The sequence below is a fragment of the Halobacterium zhouii genome (assembly GCF_021249405.1).
Taxonomy (GTDB): domain Archaea; phylum Halobacteriota; class Halobacteria; order Halobacteriales; family Halobacteriaceae; genus Halobacterium; species Halobacterium zhouii.
Genome location: NZ_CP089593.1, coordinates 2,287,476 through 2,313,138 on the forward strand (window position 1 = coordinate 2,287,476; position 25,663 = coordinate 2,313,138).

25 protein-coding genes are annotated in these 25,663 nt (G+C 66.0%); 12 read left to right on the forward strand and 13 right to left on the reverse strand.

Annotation, left to right across the window (positions count from 1 at the left end):
• Positions 1-88: 88 nt before the first annotated feature.
• The 3 genes from LT970_RS12065 to LT970_RS12075 all read right to left on the reverse strand — a co-directional run bounded on the left by LT970_RS12065 (position 89) and on the right by LT970_RS12075 (position 2,842).
• Positions 89-1,621, reverse strand: coding sequence for a DUF7282 domain-containing protein (locus tag LT970_RS12065; protein ID WP_232686725.1), 1,533 nt, complete (start codon positions 1,619-1,621; stop codon positions 89-91).
• Positions 1,622-1,663: 42 nt separating this feature from the next.
• On the reverse strand, positions 1,664-2,059 hold the full coding sequence (locus LT970_RS12070; protein WP_232686726.1) for a DUF6276 family protein: 396 nt from the start codon (positions 2,057-2,059) through the stop codon (positions 1,664-1,666).
• A gap of 72 nt (positions 2,060-2,131) precedes the next feature.
• Positions 2,132-2,842 (reverse strand): V-type ATP synthase subunit D, encoded by a 711-nt coding sequence (locus tag LT970_RS12075; RefSeq protein WP_232686727.1) that lies wholly within the window; start codon positions 2,840-2,842, stop codon positions 2,132-2,134.
• A gap of 278 nt (positions 2,843-3,120) precedes the next feature.
• Between LT970_RS12075 and LT970_RS12080 the strand changes: the two genes are divergently transcribed.
• Complete coding sequence (locus tag LT970_RS12080; RefSeq protein ID WP_232686728.1) at positions 3,121-5,256, forward strand: (Fe-S)-binding protein; 2,136 nt, start codon at positions 3,121-3,123, stop codon at positions 5,254-5,256.
• A 60-nt stretch (positions 5,257-5,316) separates the two neighbouring features.
• Here the strand turns inward: LT970_RS12080 and LT970_RS12085 are convergent, their stop codons facing one another.
• From LT970_RS12085 to LT970_RS12105, 5 genes are all read right to left on the reverse strand, one after another.
• Positions 5,317-5,685 (reverse strand): spore germination protein GerW family protein, encoded by a 369-nt coding sequence (locus tag LT970_RS12085; protein ID WP_232686729.1) that lies wholly within the window; start codon positions 5,683-5,685, stop codon positions 5,317-5,319.
• A 66-nt stretch (positions 5,686-5,751) separates the two neighbouring features.
• Positions 5,752-6,387: a GNAT family N-acetyltransferase gene (locus tag LT970_RS12090; protein ID WP_232686730.1), complete on the reverse strand. Its 636-nt coding sequence runs from the start codon at positions 6,385-6,387 to the stop codon at positions 5,752-5,754.
• Positions 6,388-6,439: 52 nt separating this feature from the next.
• On the reverse strand, positions 6,440-7,018 hold the full coding sequence (locus LT970_RS12095) for a GNAT family N-acetyltransferase (protein WP_232686731.1): 579 nt from the start codon (positions 7,016-7,018) through the stop codon (positions 6,440-6,442).
• A gap of 52 nt (positions 7,019-7,070) precedes the next feature.
• Complete coding sequence (locus LT970_RS12100; protein ID WP_232686732.1) at positions 7,071-7,664, reverse strand: GNAT family N-acetyltransferase; 594 nt, start codon at positions 7,662-7,664, stop codon at positions 7,071-7,073.
• Entirely contained in the window at positions 7,664-8,197 is a 534-nt protein-coding gene (locus LT970_RS12105) for a GNAT family N-acetyltransferase (protein WP_232686733.1), read from the reverse strand. The genes LT970_RS12100 and LT970_RS12105 overlap by 1 nt, the downstream gene beginning before the upstream one ends.
• A gap of 132 nt (positions 8,198-8,329) precedes the next feature.
• On the opposite strand from LT970_RS12105, the gene hemB reads away from it, so the two are divergent.
• From hemB to recJ, 9 genes are all read left to right on the forward strand, one after another.
• Positions 8,330-9,310 carry a porphobilinogen synthase gene (gene hemB / locus LT970_RS12110; RefSeq protein WP_232686734.1) on the forward strand — a complete coding sequence of 327 codons (981 nt, stop codon included), beginning with the start codon at positions 8,330-8,332 and terminating at the stop codon, positions 9,308-9,310.
• An 84-nt stretch (positions 9,311-9,394) separates the two neighbouring features.
• Positions 9,395-10,693, forward strand: coding sequence for a glutamate-1-semialdehyde 2,1-aminomutase (hemL, locus tag LT970_RS12115; RefSeq protein ID WP_232686735.1), 1,299 nt, complete (start codon positions 9,395-9,397; stop codon positions 10,691-10,693).
• A gap of 148 nt (positions 10,694-10,841) precedes the next feature.
• The gene (locus LT970_RS12120) at positions 10,842-11,264 is read left to right on the forward strand and encodes a hypothetical protein (protein WP_232686736.1); all 423 of its coding nucleotides are present in this window, start codon (positions 10,842-10,844) and stop codon (positions 11,262-11,264) included.
• A complete protein-coding gene (locus tag LT970_RS12125; RefSeq protein WP_232686737.1) occupies positions 11,265-11,822 on the forward strand; it encodes a hypothetical protein in 558 nt (185 codons plus the stop codon). It abuts the gene before it with no gap.
• Positions 11,823-11,880: 58 nt separating this feature from the next.
• Positions 11,881-13,104, forward strand: coding sequence for a hydroxymethylbilane synthase (gene hemC / locus LT970_RS12130; protein WP_232686738.1), 1,224 nt, complete (start codon positions 11,881-11,883; stop codon positions 13,102-13,104).
• A 4-nt stretch (positions 13,105-13,108) separates the two neighbouring features.
• Positions 13,109-13,888, forward strand: a complete 780-nt coding sequence (gene cobA, locus LT970_RS12135; protein WP_232686739.1) for a uroporphyrinogen-III C-methyltransferase — start codon at positions 13,109-13,111, stop codon at positions 13,886-13,888.
• Positions 13,885-14,601, forward strand: a complete 717-nt coding sequence (locus LT970_RS12140; protein WP_232686740.1) for a uroporphyrinogen-III synthase — start codon at positions 13,885-13,887, stop codon at positions 14,599-14,601. Before cobA ends, LT970_RS12140 begins: the two co-directional genes overlap by 4 nt.
• Before the next feature lie 66 nt (positions 14,602-14,667).
• Positions 14,668-15,279, forward strand: coding sequence for a hypothetical protein (locus LT970_RS12145; RefSeq protein WP_232686741.1), 612 nt, complete (start codon positions 14,668-14,670; stop codon positions 15,277-15,279).
• 1,192 nt (positions 15,280-16,471) lie between these two features.
• Positions 16,472-17,878, forward strand: coding sequence for a RecJ family nuclease (gene recJ, locus LT970_RS12150; RefSeq protein WP_232686742.1), 1,407 nt, complete (start codon positions 16,472-16,474; stop codon positions 17,876-17,878).
• 671 nt (positions 17,879-18,549) lie between these two features.
• Here the strand turns inward: recJ and LT970_RS12155 are convergent.
• Positions 18,550-19,284: a plastocyanin/azurin family copper-binding protein gene (locus tag LT970_RS12155; RefSeq protein WP_232686743.1), complete on the reverse strand. Its 735-nt coding sequence runs from the start codon at positions 19,282-19,284 to the stop codon at positions 18,550-18,552.
• Between the two features lie 174 nt (positions 19,285-19,458).
• Between LT970_RS12155 and LT970_RS12160 the strand changes: the two genes are divergently transcribed.
• The gene (locus LT970_RS12160) at positions 19,459-19,791 is read left to right on the forward strand and encodes a DUF5783 family protein (protein ID WP_232686744.1); all 333 of its coding nucleotides are present in this window, start codon (positions 19,459-19,461) and stop codon (positions 19,789-19,791) included.
• 25 nt (positions 19,792-19,816) lie between these two features.
• Entirely contained in the window at positions 19,817-20,176 is a 360-nt protein-coding gene (locus LT970_RS12165; protein WP_232686745.1) for a NifU family protein, read from the forward strand.
• A gap of 28 nt (positions 20,177-20,204) precedes the next feature.
• On the opposite strand, the gene LT970_RS12170 is transcribed toward LT970_RS12165, so the two are convergent.
• The 4 genes from LT970_RS12170 to LT970_RS12185 form a co-directional block, all read right to left on the reverse strand.
• The gene (locus LT970_RS12170; RefSeq protein WP_349292215.1) at positions 20,205-20,543 is read right to left on the reverse strand and encodes a TFIIB-type zinc ribbon-containing protein; all 339 of its coding nucleotides are present in this window, start codon (positions 20,541-20,543) and stop codon (positions 20,205-20,207) included.
• A gap of 271 nt (positions 20,544-20,814) precedes the next feature.
• Positions 20,815-24,906 carry a DNA-directed DNA polymerase II large subunit gene (locus LT970_RS12175; protein WP_232686746.1) on the reverse strand — a complete coding sequence of 1,364 codons (4,092 nt, stop codon included), beginning with the start codon at positions 24,904-24,906 and terminating at the stop codon, positions 20,815-20,817.
• Positions 24,906-25,325 (reverse strand): PPC domain-containing DNA-binding protein, encoded by a 420-nt coding sequence (locus LT970_RS12180; protein WP_232686747.1) that lies wholly within the window; start codon positions 25,323-25,325, stop codon positions 24,906-24,908. Before LT970_RS12180 ends, LT970_RS12175 begins: the two co-directional genes overlap by 1 nt.
• A gap of 154 nt (positions 25,326-25,479) precedes the next feature.
• Positions 25,480-25,653: a DUF7556 family protein gene (locus LT970_RS12185; protein WP_232686748.1), complete on the reverse strand. Its 174-nt coding sequence runs from the start codon at positions 25,651-25,653 to the stop codon at positions 25,480-25,482.
• Positions 25,654-25,663 lie beyond the last annotated feature (10 nt).

Consider the following 25,663-nt stretch of genomic DNA (forward strand, 5'->3'; position numbering starts at 1 on the left):
AGCAATGGATCGAGAAGTGAAACGAGTTGCCGGGAATCGTTGCCGTCTGTTCGCAACTACACCGAAATCAGTCGAACACTGGCAAGCGTCAGGGACGCCACACCGCGAGTCCAGACAGTGCGGCCAGGGCCGCGAGCACTGTCAGCGCACCGAATCCAGGCGTGGATGCGCCGGTTTCATCGGTGGTCGAATCCGTCGGTGTCTCTGAGTCCGTCGGTGTTGTCTGGTCGTTCACGTCGGTTGTCGCGTCTAGCGTACTCGTCGACGGCTCCGGTGCACTGGTTGTCCGGTGAGTTTGGTCGATAGTAACGTTCGTGCTCGCACGCACCGGCTCACTGTCTACGCGATACGGCTCGTCTACGTCGGGGTCGAACGCTCCGTTGCCGTTTGTGTCGCGGTAGACCGTAGCAGTGAGTGTCTGGTTAGTTCGGAGCGGATTCGACAGACGAAGATTCGGAGCGTGACCACCACTGGTGAAATGATTGCTCACAGCGACAGTGCTCCCAGACTCGTTCTGTACGACCACGAAACCGCCATCGGTCGTCGTCGTAGATAGCCCGTGGAGCGTTTCCTCGTGCAGTCCGTGATCCGCGAACCCGAGAAGTGCGCCCGTGGCGTTGCCCGCGACGACCAGCGTGTCACCATCGTACGCGTTCGAGACGTTCACAGAGTAGTTACCCTTGTACGCGCTCAACACGTTCACCGTGTAGACGCCGCGCGGAAGCTCCACCGGCGCAGTGAACTCGCGACTCCCGTCGACCGTTGCCGACACCGTTCGCGTCACACTACTATCGAGCGAATAGAGGCGGACGGTGAGGGTGTTTCCTGGCGCAGCCACCGTGCGTCCATCTAGCGAGGCGTTCGCAACCCCCACGCGAACGAGTTCGTGTACGTCTGTTTCGAGCTCGACGCCGCGATCCCAGAGTTGCCAGGTGGTACTCGCGCTGACCAGTCCAGATGTCGTCTTCAGCCTAACATCGAGATGGTTCCGACCTAGTTTCCACGATGTTGCGGTCGGTTCGCTATCCGTCCCAGGCGGGTCCACGAGGAACCGGTCGGTGTCGAAGACCAGATACAGCGTGTCACGCTGGTCGTCGGGCACGGCGCGGATTGCACCCTGCTCGATGGACTCGTTCAGCGCGAGTGTTGGCGGGCACGCCGACGGCCCCTCAAATTCTACTTCGATGCCGCGCTCTTGGACGAGCGCTCGGAAGTTCGCGGTCGGCGACCCTTCGTCCTGTGCAGTGAGGCGGTCGAGCAGGCTCGTAGCGGAGCCATCGAGACCGATCCGGACGACCGCGACGTCACCCATCGCGACGACGGAATCCGAGTCCTCCGTACCTGTCGTGGTGGGGACGAGCCGGCCGGCTGCCCGCGCGTCGTTCACGGCACTGGCGTTCTGCAAGTCGGCGTACGTTCCCGTCGGCCCGGTGAACACCGACATGGAGATGTTCCCGTCTTCGACCGAGGATGGCGTTGAGCCGATACACGTCGAGGGGGACGAACGCGCGACCGAGTGCTGCCCGCGGTCCGCGCCCGCCATCGCGGCCCCGCTCGCGGTGAAGCTAGCGATGGTGAGGAGTGTGACAAGTGCCACTGCAAAGTAGCGTGTGGAGGACATTACTCCGGAAAAGTGATACAACCGAGATAAGCTTTCGGCAGACTAAATCAACTGCTGAAGTTGTTCTCGCCGTCGCGTGACGTCGAAGTGGGGGTCGAGGGTGTCGTCGGCGGCGAGACGGTCGAGGAAGAGGAGGACGTCGACGCCGTGAGATTCGGCTTCGGTAGCGACGGCATCAGCGTCCTGGCGGTGGAGGACGAGACGGTCGAGGAGCGCGAGCAGTGACGCGAGAACGGCGGCGGTCTCGCCGTCGTCGGGGAAGGCGTCGCTCACCGTCGAGGAGAGGTCGGGGTAGTCCGCGGGCGCGTCGTCCGCCGGACCGACGTAGAGGCAGTGCGTGCAGATCGTGGCGGCGGGGCGGTCGTCCGGCAGGTGGTCGTGGACGGCGTCGGGAACGGGGAAGACGACCTGGTCGCTCCCGCAGTTCGGACACGTCATGGCCGTATCTGTGGGTGGGAGTGACTTAGGCGGCCCGGAGAACAGGACGGAACTGCAGTAGAACGGAATCAGTTAGTCGTCGCCGGGCGTCTGCGTCTCCGCGCGGCCTTCCTCCTCGAGGGCGTGCTTCTCGGCCTCGCGTTCCGCTTCCTCCTCGGCTTCTTCCTTGTTCGCTTTGACCTTCTTCATGCGGAAGATCTCCTCGCGTTCCTGCTCCTCGAGTTTCTGCTCGATGTACTCCTGGCCCTCGTAGAGGTCCGGGAGGAGTTTGAACTCCAGGGCGTTGACGCGGCGCTTGGTGGTCTCGATCTCCGTGAGCATCTTCTTCATCGCGGTCTCGACCTCCGCCGCGAGCACGATGGCGTCGAGCAGTTCCTCGTAGGCTTCGGCGGCCTCGTCGATTCGAGCGCTCGTGCCGAGAATGCCGTAGCCCCGCTCGTCGAGGCTCTTCTTGACCTTCGAGGACTCGATCTGGGGGACGACGACGCCCATGATGTTCATCGACTCGACGGTGATCTCGGGGTGTTCCTGGAGCGCCGCGGCGGCGCCACGAACCGCCATGTCGCCCTCCATCGCGCGAGCCATGTTGATCTTCTTCTGGGCGGTCTCGTAGTCCTCCTCGAGGCCCGAGCGAACGTCCTGGGCCTCGTCGAGGATGTCCATGAACTCCATGATGAGGCCGTCTCGCTTCTGCTCGAGCGTGTCGTGGCCCCGCTCGGAGAGTTCGATGCGGTCCTCGATCTCCATGAGGTTCTTGCGGGTTGGCTTGACGTCCTGGGCCATCTGTTGGTCGTGGCTAGTCGTCGGAGGGAGGTAAACGTTTTCAGTCGGAGTGCGTGGTTCGGAACGAGCGACCGTAGGGAGCGAGTGAGAACCACGTTAACGCGAACGGTGAGCGAAGCGAGCCGTGAGCCGCGAGGCCCAAACGCAGTGAGCGAAGCGAACGAGCGAGCGGAAAGCGAATGCGAACCGCGAGGTCGGGCCTGGCGAGTGGCGGCCACTCGGCGCCGCACGCTCGGTTCTTGGCAACCTTTAAGCGCGTCCTGCCCCGGCATTCTGGTATGAAACCGTTCGTGCTGGCGCAGGCCGAGGGGCCGACGCGACCCACGTTCTGGCGCATCGGCCACGTCGGGGAGGCCCTGTTCTACTACCTCGCCGCCGTCGCCATCGCATTCCTGCTGTTCGGCGTCTACCAGCGGTTCGCCACGTACGCGAAGGGCAGCGAGGACCCGATGGACCGTCTCACCGACCTGCCCGGACGCGTCCTCGGGGCCGCGAAACTCGTCGCGTCGAACGAGAAGCAGTTCGACCGCGACCTCACCGCCGGCCTGATGCATACGTTCATCCTCTGGGGCTTTCTCACGCTGCTCATCGGGACGACCATCCTCGCCGTCGACATGGACATCTGGACGAAGCTCCTCGGCCAGGAGTCCTTCTTCGTCGGCGACTTCTACCTCGCGTACTCGTTCGTGATGGACGCCATGGGCTTCCTGTTCGTCGTCGGCGTCGGGATGGCGCTGTACAAGCGCTACTGGAAGCGCAACGACCGACTCTGGGGAAAGCATACGAGCGCCGAGGACGGCCTGTTCGTGTGGGCGCTGTTCCTGCTTGGCGTCGGCGGCTACGTCACCGAGGGAGTGCGCATCCTGGGAACGAGTGCAACCCGGACCGTCTCCTTCGAGACCGTCTCGTTCGTCGGGTGGTTCGTGAAGGACGTCCTCGAGGTCGCGGGCGTCACGCCCGAGATGGCGGCCGCGGTCTACCCCGTGACGTGGTGGAGTCACTCCCTGCTCGCGCTGGCGTTCGTCGCCACGATTCCGTACGCCAAGCCGTTCCACATGATATCGAGTTACGCGAACCTCGTCACTCGCGACGAGGACGCCGGCGTCCGCCTCCCGCAGGTTCCGGAGGACGCCAGCCCCGAGGAGATCGGCCCCTCCGAAATCGAGGACTTCTCCTGGAAGCAACTGCTCGACCACGACGCCTGCACGAAGTGCGGTCGCTGTTCGTCGGTCTGCCCGGCGAAGGCGTCGGGCCGCCCGCTCGACCCGCGTGACGTCATTCTCGACCTGAAGAACTACCGAGAGGATCTGGAGGCCGGCCGAACCGAGGAGGTCGACATCGTCGCGGACGGCGGCACCTCCGTCATCGACGCGGAGACCATGGAGTCCTGCATGAGCTGTATGGCGTGTATGGACGCCTGCCCCGTGGACATCGAGCACGTCACCCAGTTCACGGAGATGAACCGCCGACTCACGGAGTCCGGCCAGATGAACAAGAACGTCGAGGAGGCCGTGATGAACGTCTTCCAGAAGGGGAACACGTTCGGCGACCCAGACCGGAAGCGCCCGGACTGGGCCGAGGAACTCGACTTCGAGATTCCGGACGCCCGCGAGGAGTCCGTCGAGTTCCTCTGGTACGTCGGCGACTACCCCTCCTACGACGACCGCAATCAGCACGTCGCGCGGTCGCTCGCCCGCGTCCTCCACGAGGCGGGTGTCTCCTACGGCATCCTCTACGAGGACGAGCAGAACGACGGCAACGACATCCGCCGGGTCGGCGAGGAGGGGCTCTTCGAGATGCTCGCGGAGGACAACATCGAGGCGTTCCGGGAGTGTGACTACGAGAAGATCGTCTGCACGGACCCCCACTCGTACAACACGTTCAGCAACGAGTACGACCAGTTCGGCTTCGAGAACGCGGATTCCGTCTACCACTACACGCAGGTCGTCGAGGACATCGTGCGACAGGGCGCCCTCGGCCTCTCCGGGAACGAACTCGACGACACCGTGACGTACCACGACCCCTGCCACCTTGGCCGGTACAACGGCGAGTTCGAGGCGCCCCGCGAGGTCATCCGCGCGACCGGCGTCACGCTCGACGAGATGCCGCGCAACCGCGACGACTCGTTCTGTTGTGGCGGCGGCGGCGGCGGCCTCTGGATGGAGTTCGACGAGGACCCGAAGCCCAGCGAGGAGCGCATGCGCGAGGCCTTAGAGGACACGGACGCGGGCCACGGCGTCGACCGCTTCGTCGTCGCGTGCCCGATGTGCATGACGATGTACGAGGACGGCCGGAAGACCGGCGGCTACGAGGACGACATCGAGGTCGTGGACATCACGGAACTCGTCGTCGAGGCGCTCGACGCGAAAGCGGGTGTCAGCGAGGTCGACACCACGTCCGCCGCCGCGGACTGAATCAGCGCCTCGCGACGAACAGCGGCGGGGCGTCGACCGGCGGAAATCGGCGGGACGCGACTACCGCCGACCCACGAGCCACCCCACGACGAACGCCAGCAGGGCGGCCTTGAGGAATTTCTTCCTGTCGCCGTAGCGCACGAACCGCGTGTCGTCGTCGGCGAGTTCGAGTGCGCCGACCGGCGTCGCGGAGACGCCGCCACCCACGCCGTAGCCGCTGCCGCCCTGTTCGCGTTCTTCTCCCTCCGCCGTCTCGTCTTCGCGTTCGCTCTCGCCGCCACCGCCGCCGAACCCCCAGGCGACGCGCGCAACCGGAATCACGGTACGGTCGCCGCGTTCGATTGGTTCTCCGTACACCGAGTCGACGTGGCCGGCGTCCGCGAGGCGCTCGACGATCGAGCTGAACGTGCTACTGGTGTCTTCGTCCATAGGGCTGGCTACGGCGGCCAGCGGCTTACCCGTTTTCCAGTCACCCATCCAACCAGTTCCGGAGGGTCAGTTCAGCCACTCGTCGGCGAGCAGGCCGTAGATGTGCATGTCGTCCCATTCGCCGTCGACGATGCTCTCCTGCCGTCGGGTGCCCTCACGCTCGAACCCAAGGTTCTCCAGCACCGCTGCGGACGCGCCGTTCGAGGCGTTCACGCGAGCGTTCGCCTTGTGGAGTCCGCACTCTCGGAACGCGTAATCGAGGAACAGTTCGGTCCCCTCCGTGACGTAGCCGTTGCCCTGGTGCTCGGGCGCGACCCAGTACATCAGACTGCCAATCTTCAGGTTGTCGCGCATCCACCCGAACGCCACGACACCCACGGGTTCCGGGTCGTCGCCGTCGTCAGTGCTGCTCACGGCTTCGCCGGAAGAGCTTCGCTCTTCCGAGCCTCCGGCCGCGCTGCTCGCGGCTTCACCGTTCGCATCTTCCACGTCCTCGCTTCGCTCGGCCGCGCAGAGCAGAAAGTGGTAGTCGTTGCCGTCCTCGAACATCTCTTCGACGTCGTCGCTCGACCGGATCGTCGTGTCCGTCAACGGCACCCGCACGTCGGGGTGGTTGCGGCCGTACTGGATGAACTCGTAGTCCTCCTCCTCGATGGGGTGGAGGGAAACAGTGTCGCCCTCGGTGAACGCTGGTCCTGGCATGAGTGAACCCTAGGACCGCAACAGGATATGTGCTCGCTGAACTGCGTTTCACTCAGGAATCCGACGCGTCCAGCCACTCGTCGGCGAGCAGGCCGTACGTGAACATGTCCTCCCACTCGCCGTCCACGAAACACTCCCGTCGCTGGTGGCCCTCGCGCTCGAAGCCGAGTGATTCGAGCGTCCTGATTGACGCCTCGTTCGACGTCACGACGTTGGCGTTCACCTTGTTGAAGTTGCGCTCCGCGAACGCGTAGTCGAGCAAGAGCGCGGTCCCTTCCGTGACGTACCCCTCGCGCCGGTGTTCGGGGGCAATCCAGTACATCAGGCTCCCGATGCGCACGTCGTCGCGCACCCACCCGAACGCCACGACGCCGACCGGTTCGGGGTCGCGGCTCTCTCCGGTCGGCGCTCCTCCTTCCGCGGCCTCCCCCTCGTCGACGCAGACGAGGAAGTGGTACTCCGCGCCCTCCTCGAACAGTTCCGCCACGTCCTCGCGCCGACGGATCGACGTGTCTCCGAGCGTGACGCGCGTGCTCGGGTCGTTGCGGCCGCGCTGGATGAACTCGTAATCCTCCTCCTCGATGGGGTGGAGGGAAACAGTGTCGCCCTCTGTGAACGCTGGTCCAGGCATACTCGAATCTCAGGCCCGAGGCAGCATATGTGCTCGCTGAACTGCGTTTCAGTCAGGCGCCCGACGCGTCCAGCCACTCCTCGGCGAGCAGGCCGTAGCGGTAGTTGTCCCGGCGCTCGCCGTCCACGAACGTCTCCTTCCGGTGGACGCCCTCGCGCTCGAAGCCGAGGTTCTCGAGGACGCGCTGGGAGCCGACGTTGGACTCCAGGACGACGGCGTACACCTTCGCGAGGCGGCGCTCCTCGAACGCGAAATCCAGGACGAGTCGCGTCGCCTCCGTGACGTAGCCGTTGCCCTGGTGCTCGGGCGCGACCCAGTACATCAACATTCCGGAGCCGTGTTTCGTGCGAATCCACGGAATGTGGATGGCACCGACTGGTTCGGGGTCTGCTTCGTCGTCGTTCGAACTGTCGGCACCACTCCCTTCGTCGTCCGTTCGACAGATCAGGAAGCCGAACCCGTCGCCGTCGCCCGAGATGCCGTTCTCGAAGTACTCCTGTATCTGCTCGCCGTTCTGCGGGTCGACGTCCGTGAGCGGACGGCGGATGTCAGGGTGGTTGCGGCCGCGCTGGATGAACTCCAGGTCGTCCTCTTCGATGGTGTGCAGCGCCACGTTCTCGCCCGCCGCGAAGACCGGGCCCGGCATCAGACGCCACCCCACTCGTCGGCGAGCAGGCCGTAGCGGTCGGCGTCGACGTGCTCGCCCCGGACGAACTTCTCCTCGCGGAGCACGCCCTCGTGCTGGAACCCGAGCTTTTCGAGAACGCGGCGGGAGCCGTCGTTGGACTCGATGACGTCCGCGCGGATCTTGTTCAGGCGGCGGTCCGCGAACGCGTGCTCGCAGAGCAGGCCGGCGGCCTCGATGGCGTAGCCGTTCCCCCAGTGGTCGGGCGCGAGCCAGTACGCGAGCGTGGCGGTGCCGGTGACGTCGTCCTCGTCGAAGAGCACCACCATGCCCACGGGTTCCTCGTCGGCGCACGCGAGGAGACTCACGCTGTCAGCGCTCGAGAACGAGTTCTCGAAGAACTCGTGGATCTGTTCGGCGTTCGCCGCGCGGTTCAGCGTGAGCGGCTGACGCACCGCCGGGTCGTTGCGGGCGGACTGCACGAACTCGAGGTCCTCCTCCTCGACGGTCCGGAGGGTCACTGTGTCGCCCTCCGCGAACGTGGGGCCGGGCATACTCGGCGGTTTCTCGTACAGCAGGATAGGTGTTCCCGAAAGCGCGTTTCAGTCTAGCGTTCGATACGTTCCCCGTGACGGCCACGGGCCGCTTCCGCGAAGCCTTTTGTCGAGCGGCCCCGAGGCCCGGGCATGGACCTGCCGAACCGACCGCGTCGCCTGCGCCGGGACGGCGTGCGCGGCCTCGTCTCGGAGACGAGCCTCGACCCCTCGGACTTCGTCGCGCCGGTGTTCGTGGACGCCACGACCGACGAGCGCGTGCCCATCGAGTCGATGCCGGGCCACGAACGCGTCCCGCTCGACGAGGCGGTGGCGCGCGTCGAGGAGGTGCTCGAGACGGGCGTGGAGGCCGTGATGCTGTTCGGCATCCCCGAATCGAAGGATGAGCGCGGCACTCGCGCGTACGCCGAGAGCGGCGTCGTGCAAGAGGCCACACGGAAGATTACGAGCGAAACGGACGCCTACGTCATCACGGACATCTGTCTCTGCGAGTACACGAGCCACGGGCACTGCGGGGTGCTCGAAGCGGATGCCAGCGACGACCCCGACCTCACAGTCGAAAACGACGAGACGCTCGATCTGCTGGCGAAGACCGCCGTCTCGCACGCCGAGGCGGGCGCGGAGATGGTCGCGCCGTCCTCGATGACCGACGGGATGGTCGCCGCGATTCGGGAGGGGCTTGACGACGCGGGCTTCTCCGACGTGCCCATCATGAGCTACGCGGCGAAGTACGAGTCCGCGTTCTACGGGCCGTTCCGGGACGCCGCGGACGGCGCGCCCGCGTTCGGCGACCGCCGGCACTACCAGATGGACCCAGCGAACCGCCGCGAGGCGATGCGCGAAGTCGAACTCGACGCCGAACAGGGCGCGGACGTGCTGATGGTGAAACCCGCGCTCCCGTACCTCGACGTGGTCGCGGACGTGCGCCGGAACTTCGACCACCCGGTCGCGGCGTACAACGTCTCCGGGGAGTACGCGATGCTCCACGCCGCGGGCGAGCAGGGATGGCTGGATGTCGAGGCGACGGCCCGTGAGTCGCTGCTCTCCATCAAGCGAGCGGGCGCGGACCTCATCGTGACGTATTTCGCGGAGAGCGTGGCTGAGTCGCTCTGAGCGCGCGACACCACTCGTCGGAGCGGCCGTCCAGACGACGCCTGACCCAACAACTTCTTTCACGGACCGCCCTAAGCGCGGGGCATGAACCGCGAGAACTCCCGGGAGCGCTACGACCGCGCGCTCGACGTGCTGGTCGGCGGCGTCAACTCCTCGGTGCGCGCCGCCCCGCAGCCCTACCCGACGTTCGTCGAGAAGGGCGACGCCGGGCACGTCGTGGACGCGGACGGCAACCGCTACGTGGACTGGGTGATGGGTCTCGGGCCGCTGCTGCTCGGCCACGACCTCCCCGAGTCCGTGCAGGCCGCCGTCCAGCGGCGAGCGAGCGAGGGGCCGATGTACGGGATGCCGACCGAACTCGAGGTCGAGCACGCGGAGTTCCTCGCGCGCCACGTCCCGAGCGTGGAGATGGTGCGTTTCGTGAACTCCGGCACCGAAGCCACGACCTCCGCCGTGCGCCTCGCGCGTGGCGTGACGGGCCGGAACAAGATTGTCGTAATGCAGGGCGGCTACCACGGCGCCCAGGAATCCACCCTCGTGGAGGGCGACGCCGAACACCCCGGCCCCTCCAGCGCGGGCATCCCGCAGTCGTTCGCGGAGCACACCCTCCCGGTGCCGTTCAACGACGCCGAAGCCGCGAAGGAGGTGTTCGAGCGCCACGGCGACGACATCGCGTGCGTGCTCGTCGAACCCATGCTCGCCAACAAGGGCATCGTCGAACCGGTCGAGGGCTACCACGAGACGCTCCGGGACCTCACCGACGAACACGGGTCACTGCTCGTCTGGGACGAGGTCATCACGGGCTTCCGCGTCGGCGGCCTCGGCTGCGCCCAGTCGAAGTACGGCGTCACACCCGACCTCACGACGTTCGGGAAGATCATCGGCGGCGGGTTCCCCGTGGGTGCCATCGGCGGCCGCACGGACCTGATGGAGGAGTTCACGCCCGTCGGCGACGTCTTCCAGGCGGGGACGTTCTCCGGCCACCCCGTGACGATGGCCGCCGGTCTCGAGACCCTGAAGTTCGCCGCGGAGAACGACGTCTACGAGCACGTCAACGACCTCGGCAGCCAGTTGCGGACGGGACTCGAGGACGTCGTCGCGGAGCGCGCGCCCGAGTACAGCGTCGTCGGCACGGACAGCCTGTTCAAGGTCGCGTTCACGCGCGGCGCGAATGCCGACCGTAGTGACGACAACCCAGGGCCGAGGAACGCCGCCGACGTCGCCGCCGGTGCGGTCGAGCGCTGGAATCGCGTGTTCCGCCCGCAGATGCTCGATTCGGGCGTGATGCTCTCCCAGAACCAGTTCGAGTCCCAGTTCGTCTCCTACGCTCACACCGAGGAGGACGTCGAGCGAACGCTGGACGCCTACCGTTCGGTGCTGTAGGACCGCCTCGCACTGACGCCCACTTCGCGCTGTCACCCCTCTCGCACTATCCCTGACACCTCGCGCTGGAACGACGCGAACGAGTTGACGCGCGTCGGCGCCGCCGGCTTCCTGTGGCTTTTTCCCCGCGCCCTCCCAACGTCCGCGCATGTCAACGTCCGCTCCCGACAGCAGGTGGTGGTACCTGGTGCTCGCGGTGCCGGTGTTCTACGCGCTGGCGACAGTGCTCAGTTTCGTCGTCGGGTTCGTCGCGTTCGTCGCCACGCTCGTCGGCGTGACTGGTGGCGTCGGCGGCGGCCCCGGGAGCTCGGAGCTTGCGGTGGGGTTCGGCGTCGTCGGCATCGTCGGCCTCGTCCTGCTGGTGGTGCTCGTCGGCCTCGTGCTCTCGCTCGCGTTCCCCATCGCGCTCTACTTCGACGCGGAGGCGCTCGCGGACGCCGACACGACCTGGCAGCCCGACCCCGCGCTGTACGGCCTGCTCGGCCTGGCCAGCGTCGTCGCTCAACCCCTCCAGATTCCACTCGGCGTGTACTACCTCTACAAGCGCCACGAGGCCGTGGGGGTGCCCTGAGTGTCGTCGACGGTCCGCCACGGCGTGGTGCACGTCGACTCCCGGTGGTGGTACTGGGTGGTCGCCGTCCCCACAATCGCGGCGCTGTGGGCGCTCAGCGCGCTCTGGCTCGTCGGCGTCGTGCTCGTCGTCCCGCAGGCGAACGCGACCACCGGCGGCGCCATCGTCTCGATTCCCGCGGTGGCCCTCGGCGTGCCCGCGCTCGTCGCGTTCCTCGTGTTGCCGTTCGCGCTCCTCGTCGACGCGCGTGCCGTCCGCGACGCCGGTTCCGACTGGCCCGAGGACCCCGGCCAGCCGGCGCAGTTCGCGGCCGCCGCGGACGCCGTGATCGTCGCTGGCGTCCTGGTGTTCTTCGAGGTGCTCGACTTCACCGGCCCGCGCGTCAGGCATATCGAACCGCTCGGCGTGACGCCACAGCGCCTGCTCGGGATGGCGGTCATCCTCGTCGGCGTCGCCGCCGGGAGCCTGGTCTGCGTGCGGTACGTCCGCGAGCGCCGCGAACACGTCGCGATGCCGCGGTCGCTGCGGGAGTGGCGCGAGGAACTGCGGGCGGCGTGAACGGCGTCGGCGTGAGCGGAACGTAGGGGGTTTCAACCCCGCGCCCAGAGTAAGAGGTATGCCAAAACAGTCGATTCGTCTCGCCACACGGGGCTCCGCGCTCGCGCTCCGGCAGGCAGGCGAAGTGCGGTCCGCGCTCGAGGACCGGCGACACGACGTCGAACTCGTGGAGGTCGAGACGACCGGCGACCGCCTCGAGGACGCGCTCGTGCAGGACCTCGGGAAGACCGGCGCGTTCGTTCGCTCGCTCGACCGCGAGGTGCTCGACGGCGACGCGGACGCCGCCGTCCACTCCATGAAGGACGTGCCAACGGACGTGCCCAACGACCTCGTCGTCGCCGCGGTGCCGCGGCGCGCGAACCCCGCTGACGTGCTCGTGACGGCCGACGGCACCGGCCTCGAGGACCTCCCGTCGGGGAGCGTCGTCGGCACGGCGAGTCTTCGTCGCGGCGCACAGGTCCGCGCGCACCGCCCAAGCCTCGAGGTCGAACCCATCCGCGGGAACGTCGACACGCGCGTCGAGAAACTTCTCGCGCCCGCGCTCCAGGCCGAACACGAGCGCCGGCAGGAGGCCGAACGCGAGAGACGTGAGGCCGACGAGCGCGAACAGCAACGCGACGAGTACACCCCGGACATCGAAGCCGGCGTCGAGAACCTGAACGACGCGTCGGACGCAGACGACAACGAAGCGGACGACTCGAACGACGGGCCGTCGACGTCGGCCTCGGAGGGCGGCAGCCGGCAGAACGCCGAGTACGACCAGACCGTCGAGGAGTGGTTCGACTCGCTGTCGGAACTCCAGCGGAACGCGCTCGGCCACGAGATCGACACAGAGTACGACGCGCTCGTGCTCGCGCAGGTCGGCCTCGAACGCACCGGCCTGATCCACCACGTGAACACCGAGGAGTTACCGACAGACACGCACGTCCCGGCGCCCGGCCAGGGCGCGCTCTGTGTGACCGCCGAACGCGACAGCGACACTGCCGACGCCATCCGGGACGCGCTCGACCACGTCCGCTCGCGGATCGAGGTGACAGCCGAACGCGTCGTCCTCGAATCTCTCGGCGGCGGCTGCATCGCACCCATCGGCGTCCACGCGGTCGTGCAGGGCGACGCCGTCCACGCGGACGTGCAGGTGTTCGACCGCAGCGGCGGCCAGCAGGTCGGGGAGAGCCGCGACCTGGACGTGGAGAACTACGCGGACGACGCTCGCTACCTCGCCGACGACCTCCGCGACCGCGGCGCCGCGGACCTCATCGAGGCCGCCAAACGGGAGGACTGAGACGATGTCGGAGCCCAACGAACCAGCCGGCGACGAACTGTCCACCGACGAATCGCTCGGCACCGTCTACCTCGTCGGGAGCGGTCCGGGCGACCCCGAACTCCTCACCGTGAAGGCCACGCGCCTCCTCGAGGAGGCAGACGTCGTGCTCCACGACAAACTCCCTGGCCCCGAAATCCTCGACTCGATTCCCGAGGACAAACGCGAGGACGTCGGAAAGCGCGCCGGCGGCGAGCGAACCGAGCAGGCCGACATCAACGCCCGGCTGGTAGAGCTCGCCGAGGAAGGCAGGGACGTGGTTCGACTGAAGGGCGGCGACCCGTTCGTGTTCGGTCGCGGTGGTGAAGAGATGGTGTACCTCGCCGACCACGATGTGCCGTTCGAAGTGGTACCCGGCATCACTTCTGCCGTCGCCGCACCCGCCGCAGCAGACATCCCGGTCACCCACCGCGAGCACGCCTCCAGCGTCTCGTTCGTCACCGGCCACGAGGACCCCACGAAGGACGGATCGGCGGTGGACTGGCGGGCGCTCGCGGACACCGGCGGCACCATCGTCGTGCTGATGGGCGTCGGGAAGCTCCCCGAGTACACCCAGGAACTCGTGAACGCCGGCATGGACCCCGAGACGCCGGTCGCGCTCATCGAGAAGGGGACGCGGCCCGGCCAGCGCGTCGCTCGCGGCACCCTCGACACCATCGTCGACGCGCGCGACGACGCCGGCATCGAACCGCCCGCGGTCACGGTCATCGGCGGCGTCGCGGGCGTGCCGGAGGTGCTGGAATGAACGTCGCCGTCTTCCGGCCCGACGACGAGCGCCTCGCGGACGCCGTCTCCCTCCTCGAATCGCTCGGCTCCACCCCCATCGCCGACCCGATGCTCGCTGTCGAACCCACCGGAGCCGTTCCCCGCGACGACGCCGATTTCACCGTCCTCACGAGCAAGACCGGCGGCGAACTCGCCGCAGGCGCCGAGTGGGAACCCGGCGAAACGACGCTCTGTGCCATCGGGGACGCGACCGCGGCGGCGTGCCGCGACGCCGGCTGGACGGTCGACCTCGTCCCCGAGGAGTACACGAGTTCGGGGCTCGTCGCCGCGCTCGAAGACCGCGTCGACGGCGGACGCGTCGAGGTCGCGCGCTCTGACCACGGATCTGTGGTGCTCACGGACGGCCTGAACGACGCCGGCGCGTTCGTCCACGAGACCGTGCTGTACGAACTCGTCCGGCCGAACGGCGCGGGCGAATCGGTCGAACTGGCCGTGGGCCGGGACCTCGACGCGGCACTGTTCACGTCCTCGCTCACGGTCGAACACTGGCTCGATGCCGCCAGCGAACGCGGCGTCCGGGACGCGGCGCTCGCCGGCCTGAACGACGCCGTCGTCGGCTGTATCGGCGCTCCGACTCGTGAGACAGCCGAGAAGAGCGGTGTCAGCGTCGACGTCGTACCCGAGGACGCGGACTTCGAGCAGTTGGCGCGCGCAGTCTGCGGCGAGCGGTAAAATCTACGTTCGAGAACGGCACAAACCCACAGAAGACTTTTCGCGGCTGGCAGGGACTAGCTCCACATGTCCGCCAGACGTCGCGTTCTCGGTCTCGCCGCTAGCACACTGGCCGCAGCTGCTGGCTGCAACGCTGCTCCTGACTTTAGTAGTGACCCCGCTACCCCCAACACGACGACGCTCCCTGCCAACGAACGAGCGAGAGCCGAAGCCGACCCGATCAGCGTCGAGCGAACTGTCTCTGACTCCGACAACGAGTACATCCCCGAGAACGACACCGTTCGATACGCAGCGATAGCCTCTGGCGGTAGCGTCGATGAGTATCACTACGTCTCGTTCGACGAGTGGGCCAACAACAAAGCGGAGACCGTCGCAGCGAGGGGAACCAGAGAGTTCCTCGAAACGCGCCTGCAGAACACGGCGTTCGTGTCGGTCCGAAGCGGCAGTTTCGAGCGACCGACGCCCTACGTCGAGGTCGTTCACCGTACCGAAGTCGATGATTCGGGTACCGTCGTCAACGAACCCGAGATATCCGTCTCACGACTCGTCGAAGCGACGCCCAGCAGTATCACTGTAACCGCGGACATCGCCATCGCCGGGAAGTCAGTCACGCGGGAGTATCCCGTGTTCGTACTGAACGCCGTCGTCGAGCAGCTGTGGACGACAGACGGCCCTTGAGTGAAGTAAAAAGCGGGTAAAGCGCGAGTTTGTGAGCGTTCAGTAGATGAAGAGAGCGGTGTTCTGAGAGACCATTTCCTGGTTTTGCCGCTCGTGCGCTCTGAGAAGCCAGCCTCGTGATTTTTGCACCCGGTTTCGTGGTGAATGTCGACGCCAGTAAATCCTATACCACGATATCAAATCACAGATGGTGGGCTGTATCAGTGGTAATGGAAACGCTCGTTCGATGGCAATTCACGATCGGCCAGACAGATGTGGATTGGTCAGTGGTCAGCGGCGAGATTCGCGGAAGCGAACGACTGTTCCGCGATCGCTACGCTCGCATATCCTTCGGCGGACTGCCCCAGTCGTCGCCACCATGATGGAGGTGAGAACTCTCGGATCGGCGGTGGCAGTCGAAGAACAACAATCGGCCGTTACGGGGATTCACCCTCACCAAGCTAGATGTGCAGGCCTCGTTCTCGGCGAGGCCGTCGAGTGTCCGAGTCGGTAGAAACAGCACACGGTCAACGAAGGCAGAACATGCTCGAATGGCCGGAGTCCCATAGAACACAGCACAAGACCGGGTTAGAGTCAGAAGGCCCCAACGACGACTAGCCAGAATTTTGTATAGTGAAATAGGATTCATTGGAGGTGGTGGTGGAGCAGGTAGAGGACACAGAAACGTGTCGGTTAGAGCGCCAAACCCGGTATTTCGGCGGAACCAACCCATTTATCCTCCTGTGGCGGTTCGGCAGCTGAACAGACGACGCTGCTATCCGTGAACAGACCAGGGATTAGATCTCAGCCGAACCCGGATTCGAGACCGGATTGACCGAGATAGTCGAATTTTGAATCGAAAATGTACGCCACACACCACAGCAACCAGTGACGTGGCAGAAGAGACCGATCAGCGCAAAGGAGGAACGAAAAAGACCCCGTCTCGATCTCGAGAAGAGATATAAGCTGCAGGAGCCCGCTCTACTGGCCAGGTGATGTGGAAACGTCCGCGCCGGGCATCATACAGCCTGAGTCTAGCCGAACTCTGTGTCCGGCATAGTAGAACGCGCAACAGGAATAAACCAGATACTGCGATACAAAATTCTCGAACGGCAGTGCTCAGAAGGAGACAGCCAGCACACCTGATGCTATTCGATACGAGTCCGGGCGGCAGGCCGGCAGTTTATACCGGAGAGCGCGCTATCCACTCCCGATGGACGCCCCGGTTCCGGAACTCGAAACGCGCGCAAACGCCTGCGCGGACGCGCTCGAAGACGCGGACAGCGTGCTGTTGGCCTCGCACATCGACGCCGACGGCCTCACGAGCGCGGGCATCGCGTCGACGGCGCTCGAACGCGCCGAGATCCCCCACGACGTCGTCTTCTCGAAGCAACTGGACGACGAGGAGATCGCGGGCATCGCCGCCCACGACCACGAGACCGTGCTGTTCACTGACTTCGGAAGCGGGCAACTGGAAACGATCACCGAACACGAGGACGACGGCGACTTCACGCCGGTAATCGCAGACCACCACCAGCCCGCGGACGCGGACACCGAGTTCCACCTGAATCCGCTGCTGGAGGGTGTGGACGGCGGGAAAGAGCTGTCAGGTGCCGGCGCGAGTTACGTACTCGCGCGTGCGTTGCTCGGCGAGAGCGCGACCGACCTCGCTGCGCTGGCGGTGGTCGGCGCCGTCGGCGACATGCAGACAAAGGAAGGCGAGCTCGTTGGCGCGAACGTCGAGATCGCCGCAGAAGGCGTCGAAGCCGGCGTTCTCGACACCGCGAAGGACCTCGCGCTGTACGGCACGCAGACGCGTCCGCTCCCGAAACTGCTGGAGTACGCGAGCGAGGTGTACGTCCCCGGCATCACGAACGACCAGGGCGGCGCGGTGCGGTTCCTCGATTCACTCGACCTGGACTTGCACGACGGCGGGGACTGGCGGACGTGGGCGAGTCTCGACGTCGATGAGCGCCAGACCGTCGTGAGCGGACTCGTCAAGCGCGCTGTCCGGAACGGCGTGTCTACTGACAAGGTGACGGACCTCGTTGGGACGACGTACACGCTCACCGAGGAGACACCTGGCACCGAGCTCCGTGACGCGAGCGAGTTCTCCACGCTACTGAACGCGACAGCTCGGTACGAGCGCGGAGACGTCGGGTTAGCTGTCTGTCTCGGGAATCGGGACGGGGCGCTCGACGCCGCCCGCGAACTGCTCCAGACCCACCGACGAAACCTCTCCGAGGGACTGGCGTGGGTGAAAGACGAGGGCGTCACCGTCGAGGAGGACCTCCAGTGGTTCCACGCCGAGGACCGCATCCGGGAGACGATCGTCGGCATCGTCGCAGGGATGGCGATGGGCGCCGAGGGCGTCGAGAGCGACCGCCCGATCGTCGGCTTCGGGAACAAGAACGACGAGGAGGTGAAAGTGTCCGCGCGCGGCACACCCGCGCTCGTGAAGCAGGGACTCGACCTTTCGGTAGTGATGGGCGAAGCATCCCAGACGGTCGGCGGCGACGGCGGCGGCCACACGGTCGCTGCAGGGGCGACTGTGCCGAAGGGGCAGGAACGAGCGTTTCTCGACGCTGCGAGCGACCTCGTCGACGACCAACTGCGCTGAGAATCTCGTTTTCGGCGGCGCAAGTGGCTGATACAGTAGACGAGCCGCGAACAGCGTGGCGTCTGTGGGCAACAGTTCGCCACGCCCCTGGATTTTGATATCCCATCATAGAGTTTATTGGGACGGATTTCGATTGTGAGTGAGGGCCAGAAAATCAGTTGTTCGGGCACTAGAAGCCGTAGAATCCGAGAGGGAGGGGGTATCCCGATGTTCAAAGAGAGAAAGAGTGATTCGGCGACGCCGAGACGCCAGGCGTCGCCAGTTACCAGTAGAAGTTCGTGCTAGCATCCTCTCGTGCTGATAGCTATCGATCTTCTCAGGAGGACGATCCGAAGAAGATTCACTCAGCAATCACGTGCGCGCGGCCCAGCGCTACGACACTATGTTACCGCGGGCTGGGCTCAACACTGGAAGGAATCCAGAAGCCCAGCAACCATTGACTCCGCAGGCTACGCGACGCGCCTCGCGTTGGGGAGCACGTCGGCCATTTCCAGCGGAGTGTCCGAGGGCCCCGAGCGGCCGCCCGGACCATTCCACCGAACTGGCCCCGCGACACCGGAATCGAGAACCCCACTTTCGTTTAAGTCGGGGCGAGTACATTACGTCAATGAATCCTATTTTGGGATATAGAATTTTTCTGGCGGTGGTTCGTCGACGAGCGGCGAACAGAGTTACTCGTGGAACTCGCTGTACGAGATGGCGCCCTGTTCGACGATCCGCTGGCTCTCGGGGACCTGGCCGTCCGGAGGCTGGGTTCCCTCCGCGGGGCCGCCAGGTTCGCCGACGACGAGGCGACCGATCATGCCGAGTGACTTGTGTGGGATACAGAAGTAATCGTACGTGCCCGGCACCTCGAACGTGTGATCGAACGACGCTCCCTGCTCGGACAGGATACCGCTGTCCCAGGGTTCTGCGTCCTGGGGGATGCGGCGCACGGACGCCCCACCCGTCCCCTTGGCGTACGCTGTCGACGAGTGGCTTCCGCTATCGATCACCCACGTAATCGTCTCCCCTGGTTCGACGTACAGACCGATCGGGTTGAAGTAGTAGTTCCCGCCCTCAGTGACCATCTGTACGGTGTTCGTGGCGCCCGCGCCGCCGCCCGCCGTCCCCGTCTGGGTTCCGCCAGCGGTCTCGTTCGTCGTCCCACCCTGTGTCGTCTGGTTCCCCTGAGTGGTCTCGCCCTGTGTCGTCTGCGCCCCTTCTGTCGTGCCCGCCTGCGTCGTCTCGGTGGCCTGGGTGGTCTGCGTAGCCTGTGTCGTGCCGGCCGTGGTGGTCTGCGTCTCGCCCGCTCCAGTCGTGGTTCCGCCACCGCCGTCGCCCTCCGGATTGCCACACCCGGCGATGCCGACCAGACCAGCAGTCGCGACGAGTGACCCCTTCTTGAGGAATGCGCGTCGTTCCATGGAACACCGTACTATCAACAGAAGGACAAGGATAGTGGCACCGTACGTGCAGGTTCGTTGTCGCGTGGTAGTGGATTGAAGGCGTACAAGTCAGCAGAGTGATACCGGGGCTGGAAGGTGATAGTGACGGTGCCGACCGACGACGACTTTAATCGGCCCACCCAATCGCCATCTATGACCGACCTGACGCCCGAAACGTTCGAGGAGGAGAAGTACGTGGACTACTTCCCGAAGCTCCAGACCGCGTACAAGCGCGCGTTCAACGAGATGAACGAGGAGTACGACTCGGACCTCGTCCACCGCATCGACCAGCAGATCCTCGCGGAGAGCGAACCCCACTACGAGGGCGACGGCGAGTTCACTGTCGACCTCCCCGAAGACCCCCTCGAGCGACTCGACGGCGTGCTCGCGAGCGACGAGAAGGTCGACGCCGTCCTCGAGCGGTACATCCAGGAGATCCGGACGCAACTCCGTCGCATCTTCGGGGTCGGCGACGAAAAGGCCTAAGCACCGCGAGCGCCAACCCACGCCTATGAGCACCGAGAGTCAGGACGGGACGGACCTCGAGGAGCGCGTCAACAACTTCCTGCGCCGGAACTTCCCGCAGATTCAGATGCACGGCGGCACTGCCGCGATCCAGAGCATCGACCGGGAGAGCGGGGAGGTCCACCTCCAGCTCGGCGGTGCGTGTTCGGGGTGTGGCATCTCCCCGATGACGATCCAGGCCATCAAGTCCCGGATGACCAAGGAGATCCCCGAGGTCGAGACCGTCCACGCCGAGGCCGGCATGGGTGGCGACGGGGGAAGCAGTGGGATGAGCCCGTCGTTCCCCGGTGAAGAGACCAGCGACGACGGTGGCGACGAAGACGAAGGCCCGCAGGCGCCGTTCTAGTCCGCCTCAGCCCTCGACCTAGTCCGCTTCAGTCCTCGGTCCAGTAGTAGAGTTCTTCCTTCTCGACGCCACAGTTCGGACACGTATCCGGGAGCCCGTCGTCTATCTCGCCCATCTCCCCGCAGTTCGTACAGCGCCACATCAACTCGGCCTCGCCGTACTCGTGGCCCGCCCGGGCGTGCTCGACGCTCAGGCTCTCGACGCCCTCACGCGTCGTGACGAAGAAGCCGCCGCGCTCGAAGCCCCGTATCTTGCCGATCTTCTCGCCGTCCTCGTTGTAGACCGGCTGCCCGAGGTCGAGTTGCATGATCTCCTCGCTCGCCTCCTTCTCTCCTTCCTCCGACGGTGTTTCACCGTGGCCACTCATACGGGGAACTACGCCGGCATCAGGCATAAATCCAATCGCCGACCGGCGAGGGTGCGGTCTCGTGCAGTGAGGACGACGAAACTCACCGCGAGCGAGAGCGGGCCGACGACTGACCACCGCGCGAACGAAGTGAGCGCGACAGTCACGTGGCCGGAGGCGAACGTGACGTCGTCAGAGCTTGCTCTGACGGAAGGAGGGAGGAGCGCTTTTTGGCGTAGCTTTTTGCCAGGGAGTGAGGCGCGTAAGCGCCGAACGACCGCAGCAAAAAGTACTACATGAAGTCCGCGATGCCGCTTTGCTTGTTCTTGTCGTTTTGGAAGATGCTCTCGAGGTTCCGCTCGAGTTTCTCGAGGCGCTGTTTCGTGTACGGGCGGCAGTCGTAGTCCTCCGCGACCTGAATCGCGGTGTCCATGTACTTGTTCACAGAGCCCTCGTGGACGGTGAGGTTCACGCGCCCGCCACACTCCCGGCAGTCCCCCGAGAGGGGCATCCGGCGGTACTTCTCCCCGCAGTCCAGACACCGTGTCTCCTGTCTGCTGAACGCCCGGAGATTCCCGTGGAGGTCTGGCAGGAAATGGTACTCGATGACGCGCTCGGCGACGTCCGTCTCGTCGACCGCGCGGAGCTTCCGCGCGAGTTCGAGCTGGGCGTCCATCTTCTCCATCATCGATCCGAGCGTCTTGTACGCCGAGAGGTCCGGGCCGAGCGCGATGTTCGACGTGTCGTGTGTGTGCGCGAAGTCGGTGTACTCGCGGTCCGTGCCAAGGTTCTGCTCCGCGATGGTGACCTCGTCCTCCCAGTCGCCGGGGTCCTCCATGCGCCGCGTCGCCTCGTAGAACTCCCGTGGATACTGCTCGACGACGTCCATGTTGTGCGCCTCGTCGTCGATCTCGGTCGGGTCGATGCGCGAGGACATCACCAGCGGCGCGTCCATGCGGCCGCCCCGCTTGTCCGGCAGGAACGACTTAGAGAAGTTCACGAGGCCGTCCATCAGGAGCATCACGCAGTCCTCGTCCCCGTCGCAGTTGGCGGTGTACAGGTTGTTCGCTACAAACGTGTGCGTCTCGGAGACAGTGATGGAGTAGGTCGCGTCGACATCACTCCGAACGAATTCCACAGACGAGACTTCGTCGGCGGCGACGCTTCCACCGTCGGTGATGGCAGAAGCCGAGGCTCCGGTCTTCACCGGAGCTTCCCCCGGGTACGCCGGCAGCGCATCGCCTGCTTCGACGTCTCGGGCGTCGACGCGCTCCGTTTGTTCCCCGTTCCAGCGGAGGAGCGGGTGGTCCGGAGTCACGGTCAGTTCCTGCCCGCTCTTCGTCTCAACCTCGACGAGATGGTCGGGCGCCACGTGCTTCGACACGGCATCGACCTGCTGAAGCGTCTCCTCACCGTCCTCGGTCACCGATGGGACGAGCACGTCGCCGTCGAGTTCCTGTACGAGTGTGCCGAAGTCGTCCTCGTCGGCGGTTTCGGGGTCAAGGCGTTCCTCCACGAGTGCCTCGATGGGGTCGTAGTGCCACTCACCGTGTTCATCCTCGAACCACACCTTCGTCTCAGGGTGGAAGCAGTTCCGGCGTTTCGCCGCGTGAAAGTACGGATGAGCGTATCCGACGGCGGCGCTCGTGAACCCGATTACTCGTCCGACCACCGCGGCGGACGTGTGGGGCGCCATCCCGAAGACGAGTTCGCCGACCAGGTCGTCGCGGTCCTCGACCTCGTAGAACGGGTCGAGACCGTAGTACTCCGTGAGGAGGTCGTCGACGAAGTCCGCGGTCTTGAGCATGTGCTCGGCGGCACCGTCCGAGAGTACGACGTCCTGTACGCGGAGTTCGACCAGTTGGTCGTCGTGTTCGAGGGGGTCGCCGCGAACGTCCTCCGTGTACCCGAGGTCGCGCAACTGGTCGACAGTAACGTCGAGTTCGCTCGCGCGCACCGACGTCACCGGGAGGTCGGTCATGTCGTAGCGCACGGTGCCGTCCTTGAACGAGGAGACGCCGTGTTTCGCGCGGAGCACGCCCTTCTCCATCGGTTCGGGCGCCTTCTCCGAGGACATCAACCCCTTGACGCCTTTCAACACGTCGAAGGCGTTCTCGCGCTCGCCGACCGCCTGGAGGGCGTCCCGGTACTCGGCCTGCACGTCGACGGTCTGGGTCTCGACGTTGTCGAGTTCGCGCTCGCAGCGCGGACACTCGACGCGCCCCGCCTCGTCGGGTTCCGCGGCGATGCCACAGTCCGGGCACTCGTAGTGGGGGTCGGTCCACGTCCCGCAGTCCTCACACCGGGGTTCGAACGTCTCCTCGCCGCAGTCCGGGCACTCCCGGACGCCGAGGCGGACGTCGACCTCGCCGGGCGTGTCGCTCATCTCGGGGGCGTGGCGCGCGGCCTTCCCGACGTCGCGCTGGCTGCCGCCGGCTTCGCCGATGGGGAACAGCGTGTGGACGGCAGGCGAGAGGTCCCGGGATTCGGACTTCTCCGGGCGGCCCATGCGATTGCCGATGCGGGTCGGCGCGCGCTCCCGCACCGCAAACGGCGCCACCTCACGGACGGCTTTCATCGCGTTCGGCCATTCGCGGGCCTCGTCGCTCAGGCCGTCCCACTCGCGGTCGAGATTCTCCGTAACGCCCAGGGAGCGCGCGAGCGGGAGCCAGTCGGGGACGCGAATCGACTGCTCGCTCTGCGTGTGTTCGACCAGTAGTGCCTCCAGAGCCTCGCGGACGGCCTCAGTATTCGGGAGGACGAGGTCGCCAGCGGACTCGTCGGTCGCTCTCGACGACGCCGCTCCGTCCTCGACGGTCGCGCCGGCGACGGCGTTTGCGAGCGCGACGAAGCCCTGAATCTCGACGTCGTGCCAGAGGTACGTGTACGCGGGGTGAAGCGGTACGTCGTACTCGGTCGCCCACTCGAGTGCCTGGTCGGCGTCCGGGTTCTCGAGGTCGGCGTACGGCGAGTCCCGGAGCGCCTGCACGTCGGCGCCCGCTGCTTCGAGGTCCTGTATCCACCACTCGGGCGCGTACGATGCGGGCGCGAGGTCGTGGTTGTTCTCCACGAACTCCCCGAAGTTCACGAGGTACTCGCCGACGTCGAGGATGTCCACGACGCCGTTGCGCACCTCGAGGGCCTCCTCGGGGTCGTCGATGCGGCGCACGTCGCCGTTCGCGAGTTTCACGGTCGGGCCTTCGATGGAGTCGACGGGCACGACGCCCGCCGCCTTCCCCGGCCGCTCGGTCTTGATCTGGGTGCCAGTGGCGAGGAAGTCGTCGACGAGGTGCATCGTCGCGGGGTGGACGCCCGCCGTCGCGAACCCGTGGTTCCGGGCGCGGCCGTAGCGCAGACGGAAGCCGCCCGTCTGTGAGGGGTGCCCGAAGACCGGGCGGCCCGCGATGAGGTCCCGCAGGAACTTCTTCGAGGGGTCGACGCGGGGCGGTCCGTCGGGCTCCGAGGCCGCCTCGGGCGCGTCGCCCGTGGTGTCGGCGCTCGCGTCCGCCGACTCCGCCTGGTCGTCCTCGTTTCCGTCGTCCTCGCCGATGGTGCCGTCGATGAGGTCCTGAAGCCACGGCCACTCGACCTCCTCGAGGTTCCGCGTGTAGCGCTGGATCTTCGGGGCTTTCAGCGCGATACCCTCCGCGAGCACGAGACACATCCCGCCGCGCGGCGAGTTGGTGTCGATGCGTTCGAGGTCGCGGAACCCATCCACCTCCTCGTTGCCCGTCGCCTCCCCGTCGAGCATCACGGGGCAGTTGTTCGTGATGAACTTCGTCTCCTTGTCCTTCGGGGAGTACTGGAGGCCCGTTTCGGTGTCGTAGAGCGCGACCTCCTCGGCGTAGCGCTCGACCTCGTCGTCGCGGGGCTGGAACGCCTCGATGTCGAGCAGCGAGCGCGCGTAGTCGGCGACGAGGACAGACAGCGCCTGGGCAGTACCACCGGCAGAGCGAATCGGACCGGCGTAGTAGACGGCGACGTACTCGGTCCCGTCGTCGTTCTGGTTCACCTCGACGCGGTCGATGCCCTCAATGGGCGCGGCGACCACGCCCTCGGTGAGCAGGGCGACGGCCGTGCGGACCGCGCCCTCGACCTTTCCGGCGTTCGTCTCGTAGTCGCCGACGGTGCCCTCGACGAAGTCCTCGACGAGTTCGAGGGCGGCCTCCTCGCGGCTCATTTCGCCCTCCAGGTCGCGGACGCGTTCGGCGACGCCGTCGATGCCGAGGATGTTCTCGACGCGGTCGGCCATGTCGCGGGCGACCGGAATCTCGACCTCCGGGTTCGGGTCCTCTCCCCGGGACTTCGCGCGCTCGGCGACATCGAAGGCGTTCTCGAGTCGCGATTCCAGGGATTCGAAGTAAGCCTCGTCTTCCGGACGCATCAGAGCCAGAGGTCGAGGTCGGTGGCGTCGTCGTGCTCGCGCTCCAGTGTGGTGTCGAGTTCGCACACGTAGACCTCGCCCGCGAATACGGTCGCGCGGTCGAGGTGGCCGGCGAGCGCCTGCCCCGAGCGCCGCGAGAGAACGGCGTGCGTGTGGGCGAACAACTCCCCCTCCAGCAGCGAGATGTTCCCGACGCAGGCGGCGACCTCCAGGGGTTCCTCGAAGCGCGCGGCCTTGTACTCGAAGTCGTCCTGGTCGTAGTACCAGAGTTCGGCGTCCTGGACCGCGCCCATGGCGGTGAACCACGCCGCGTCGAGGTCCTCGGCGGCGGCCAGTTCCTCGAGTTCCTCGCGCCAGTCGGCGCCGTGCTCGAGGCGTGCGAGGAACTCGCGTTCGGTTTCGACTTCGCGAACGTTCATGACCACGTCATTGCTGCGAGGGAGGAAAAGTCCTGCCGTCTCACCGGCGGGCGACGGCAACGAGTGCGCGGTCGGTCACCGGACGAGCGAAGCGGACCGCTGGTCGGTTAGAACTACGGAGTAAGGGTCGATGCGCACGCGGCGGCGAGTCGGCCTATCGCCACGCCGGCAGCGGTGTGGCGTCGTTGGCCGTCATCGATACCCACGCCTCGTCGCGGGAGATGTCGGCGATGACGAGTCGGGAATCCGACCCGTCACCGTCGAGGGAAGCCATCACGTCGGTCCCGGAGTCACGCGGCGTCGGCGGACACGCGGCATCAGTCGCCATGACGTATGGT

Bases quoted from the DNA above. Each gene is read 5' to 3' on its own strand.
- LT970_RS12065 (WP_232686725.1), bottom strand. From the start codon at position 1,621: ATGTCCTCCACACGCTACTTTGCAGTGGCACTTGTCACACTCCTCACC.
- LT970_RS12070 (WP_232686726.1), bottom strand. From the start codon at position 2,059: ATGACGTGTCCGAACTGCGGGAGCGACCAGGTCGTCTTCCCCGTTCCC.
- LT970_RS12075 (WP_232686727.1), bottom strand. From the start codon at position 2,842: ATGGCCCAGGACGTCAAGCCAACCCGCAAGAACCTCATGGAGATCGAG.
- LT970_RS12080 (WP_232686728.1), top strand. From the start codon at position 3,121: ATGAAACCGTTCGTGCTGGCGCAGGCCGAGGGGCCGACGCGACCCACG.
- LT970_RS12085 (WP_232686729.1), bottom strand. From the start codon at position 5,685: ATGGACGAAGACACCAGTAGCACGTTCAGCTCGATCGTCGAGCGCCTC.
- LT970_RS12090 (WP_232686730.1), bottom strand. From the start codon at position 6,387: ATGCCAGGACCAGCGTTCACCGAGGGCGACACTGTTTCCCTCCACCCC.
- LT970_RS12095 (WP_232686731.1), bottom strand. From the start codon at position 7,018: ATGCCTGGACCAGCGTTCACAGAGGGCGACACTGTTTCCCTCCACCCC.
- LT970_RS12100 (WP_232686732.1), bottom strand. From the start codon at position 7,664: ATGCCGGGCCCGGTCTTCGCGGCGGGCGAGAACGTGGCGCTGCACACC.
- LT970_RS12105 (WP_232686733.1), bottom strand. From the start codon at position 8,197: ATGCCCGGCCCCACGTTCGCGGAGGGCGACACAGTGACCCTCCGGACC.
- hemB (WP_232686734.1), top strand. From the start codon at position 8,330: ATGGACCTGCCGAACCGACCGCGTCGCCTGCGCCGGGACGGCGTGCGC.
- hemL (WP_232686735.1), top strand. From the start codon at position 9,395: ATGAACCGCGAGAACTCCCGGGAGCGCTACGACCGCGCGCTCGACGTG.
- LT970_RS12120 (WP_232686736.1), top strand. From the start codon at position 10,842: ATGTCAACGTCCGCTCCCGACAGCAGGTGGTGGTACCTGGTGCTCGCG.
- hemC (WP_232686738.1), top strand. From the start codon at position 11,881: ATGCCAAAACAGTCGATTCGTCTCGCCACACGGGGCTCCGCGCTCGCG.
- cobA (WP_232686739.1), top strand. From the start codon at position 13,109: ATGTCGGAGCCCAACGAACCAGCCGGCGACGAACTGTCCACCGACGAA.
- LT970_RS12140 (WP_232686740.1), top strand. From the start codon at position 13,885: ATGAACGTCGCCGTCTTCCGGCCCGACGACGAGCGCCTCGCGGACGCC.
- LT970_RS12145 (WP_232686741.1), top strand. From the start codon at position 14,668: ATGTCCGCCAGACGTCGCGTTCTCGGTCTCGCCGCTAGCACACTGGCC.
- recJ (WP_232686742.1), top strand. From the start codon at position 16,472: ATGGACGCCCCGGTTCCGGAACTCGAAACGCGCGCAAACGCCTGCGCG.
- LT970_RS12155 (WP_232686743.1), bottom strand. From the start codon at position 19,284: ATGGAACGACGCGCATTCCTCAAGAAGGGGTCACTCGTCGCGACTGCT.
- LT970_RS12160 (WP_232686744.1), top strand. From the start codon at position 19,459: ATGACCGACCTGACGCCCGAAACGTTCGAGGAGGAGAAGTACGTGGAC.
- LT970_RS12165 (WP_232686745.1), top strand. From the start codon at position 19,817: ATGAGCACCGAGAGTCAGGACGGGACGGACCTCGAGGAGCGCGTCAAC.
- LT970_RS12170 (WP_349292215.1), bottom strand. From the start codon at position 20,543: ATGAGTGGCCACGGTGAAACACCGTCGGAGGAAGGAGAGAAGGAGGCG.
- LT970_RS12175 (WP_232686746.1), bottom strand. From the start codon at position 24,906: ATGCGTCCGGAAGACGAGGCTTACTTCGAATCCCTGGAATCGCGACTC.
- LT970_RS12180 (WP_232686747.1), bottom strand. From the start codon at position 25,325: ATGAACGTTCGCGAAGTCGAAACCGAACGCGAGTTCCTCGCACGCCTC.
- LT970_RS12185 (WP_232686748.1), bottom strand. From the start codon at position 25,653: ATGGCGACTGATGCCGCGTGTCCGCCGACGCCGCGTGACTCCGGGACC.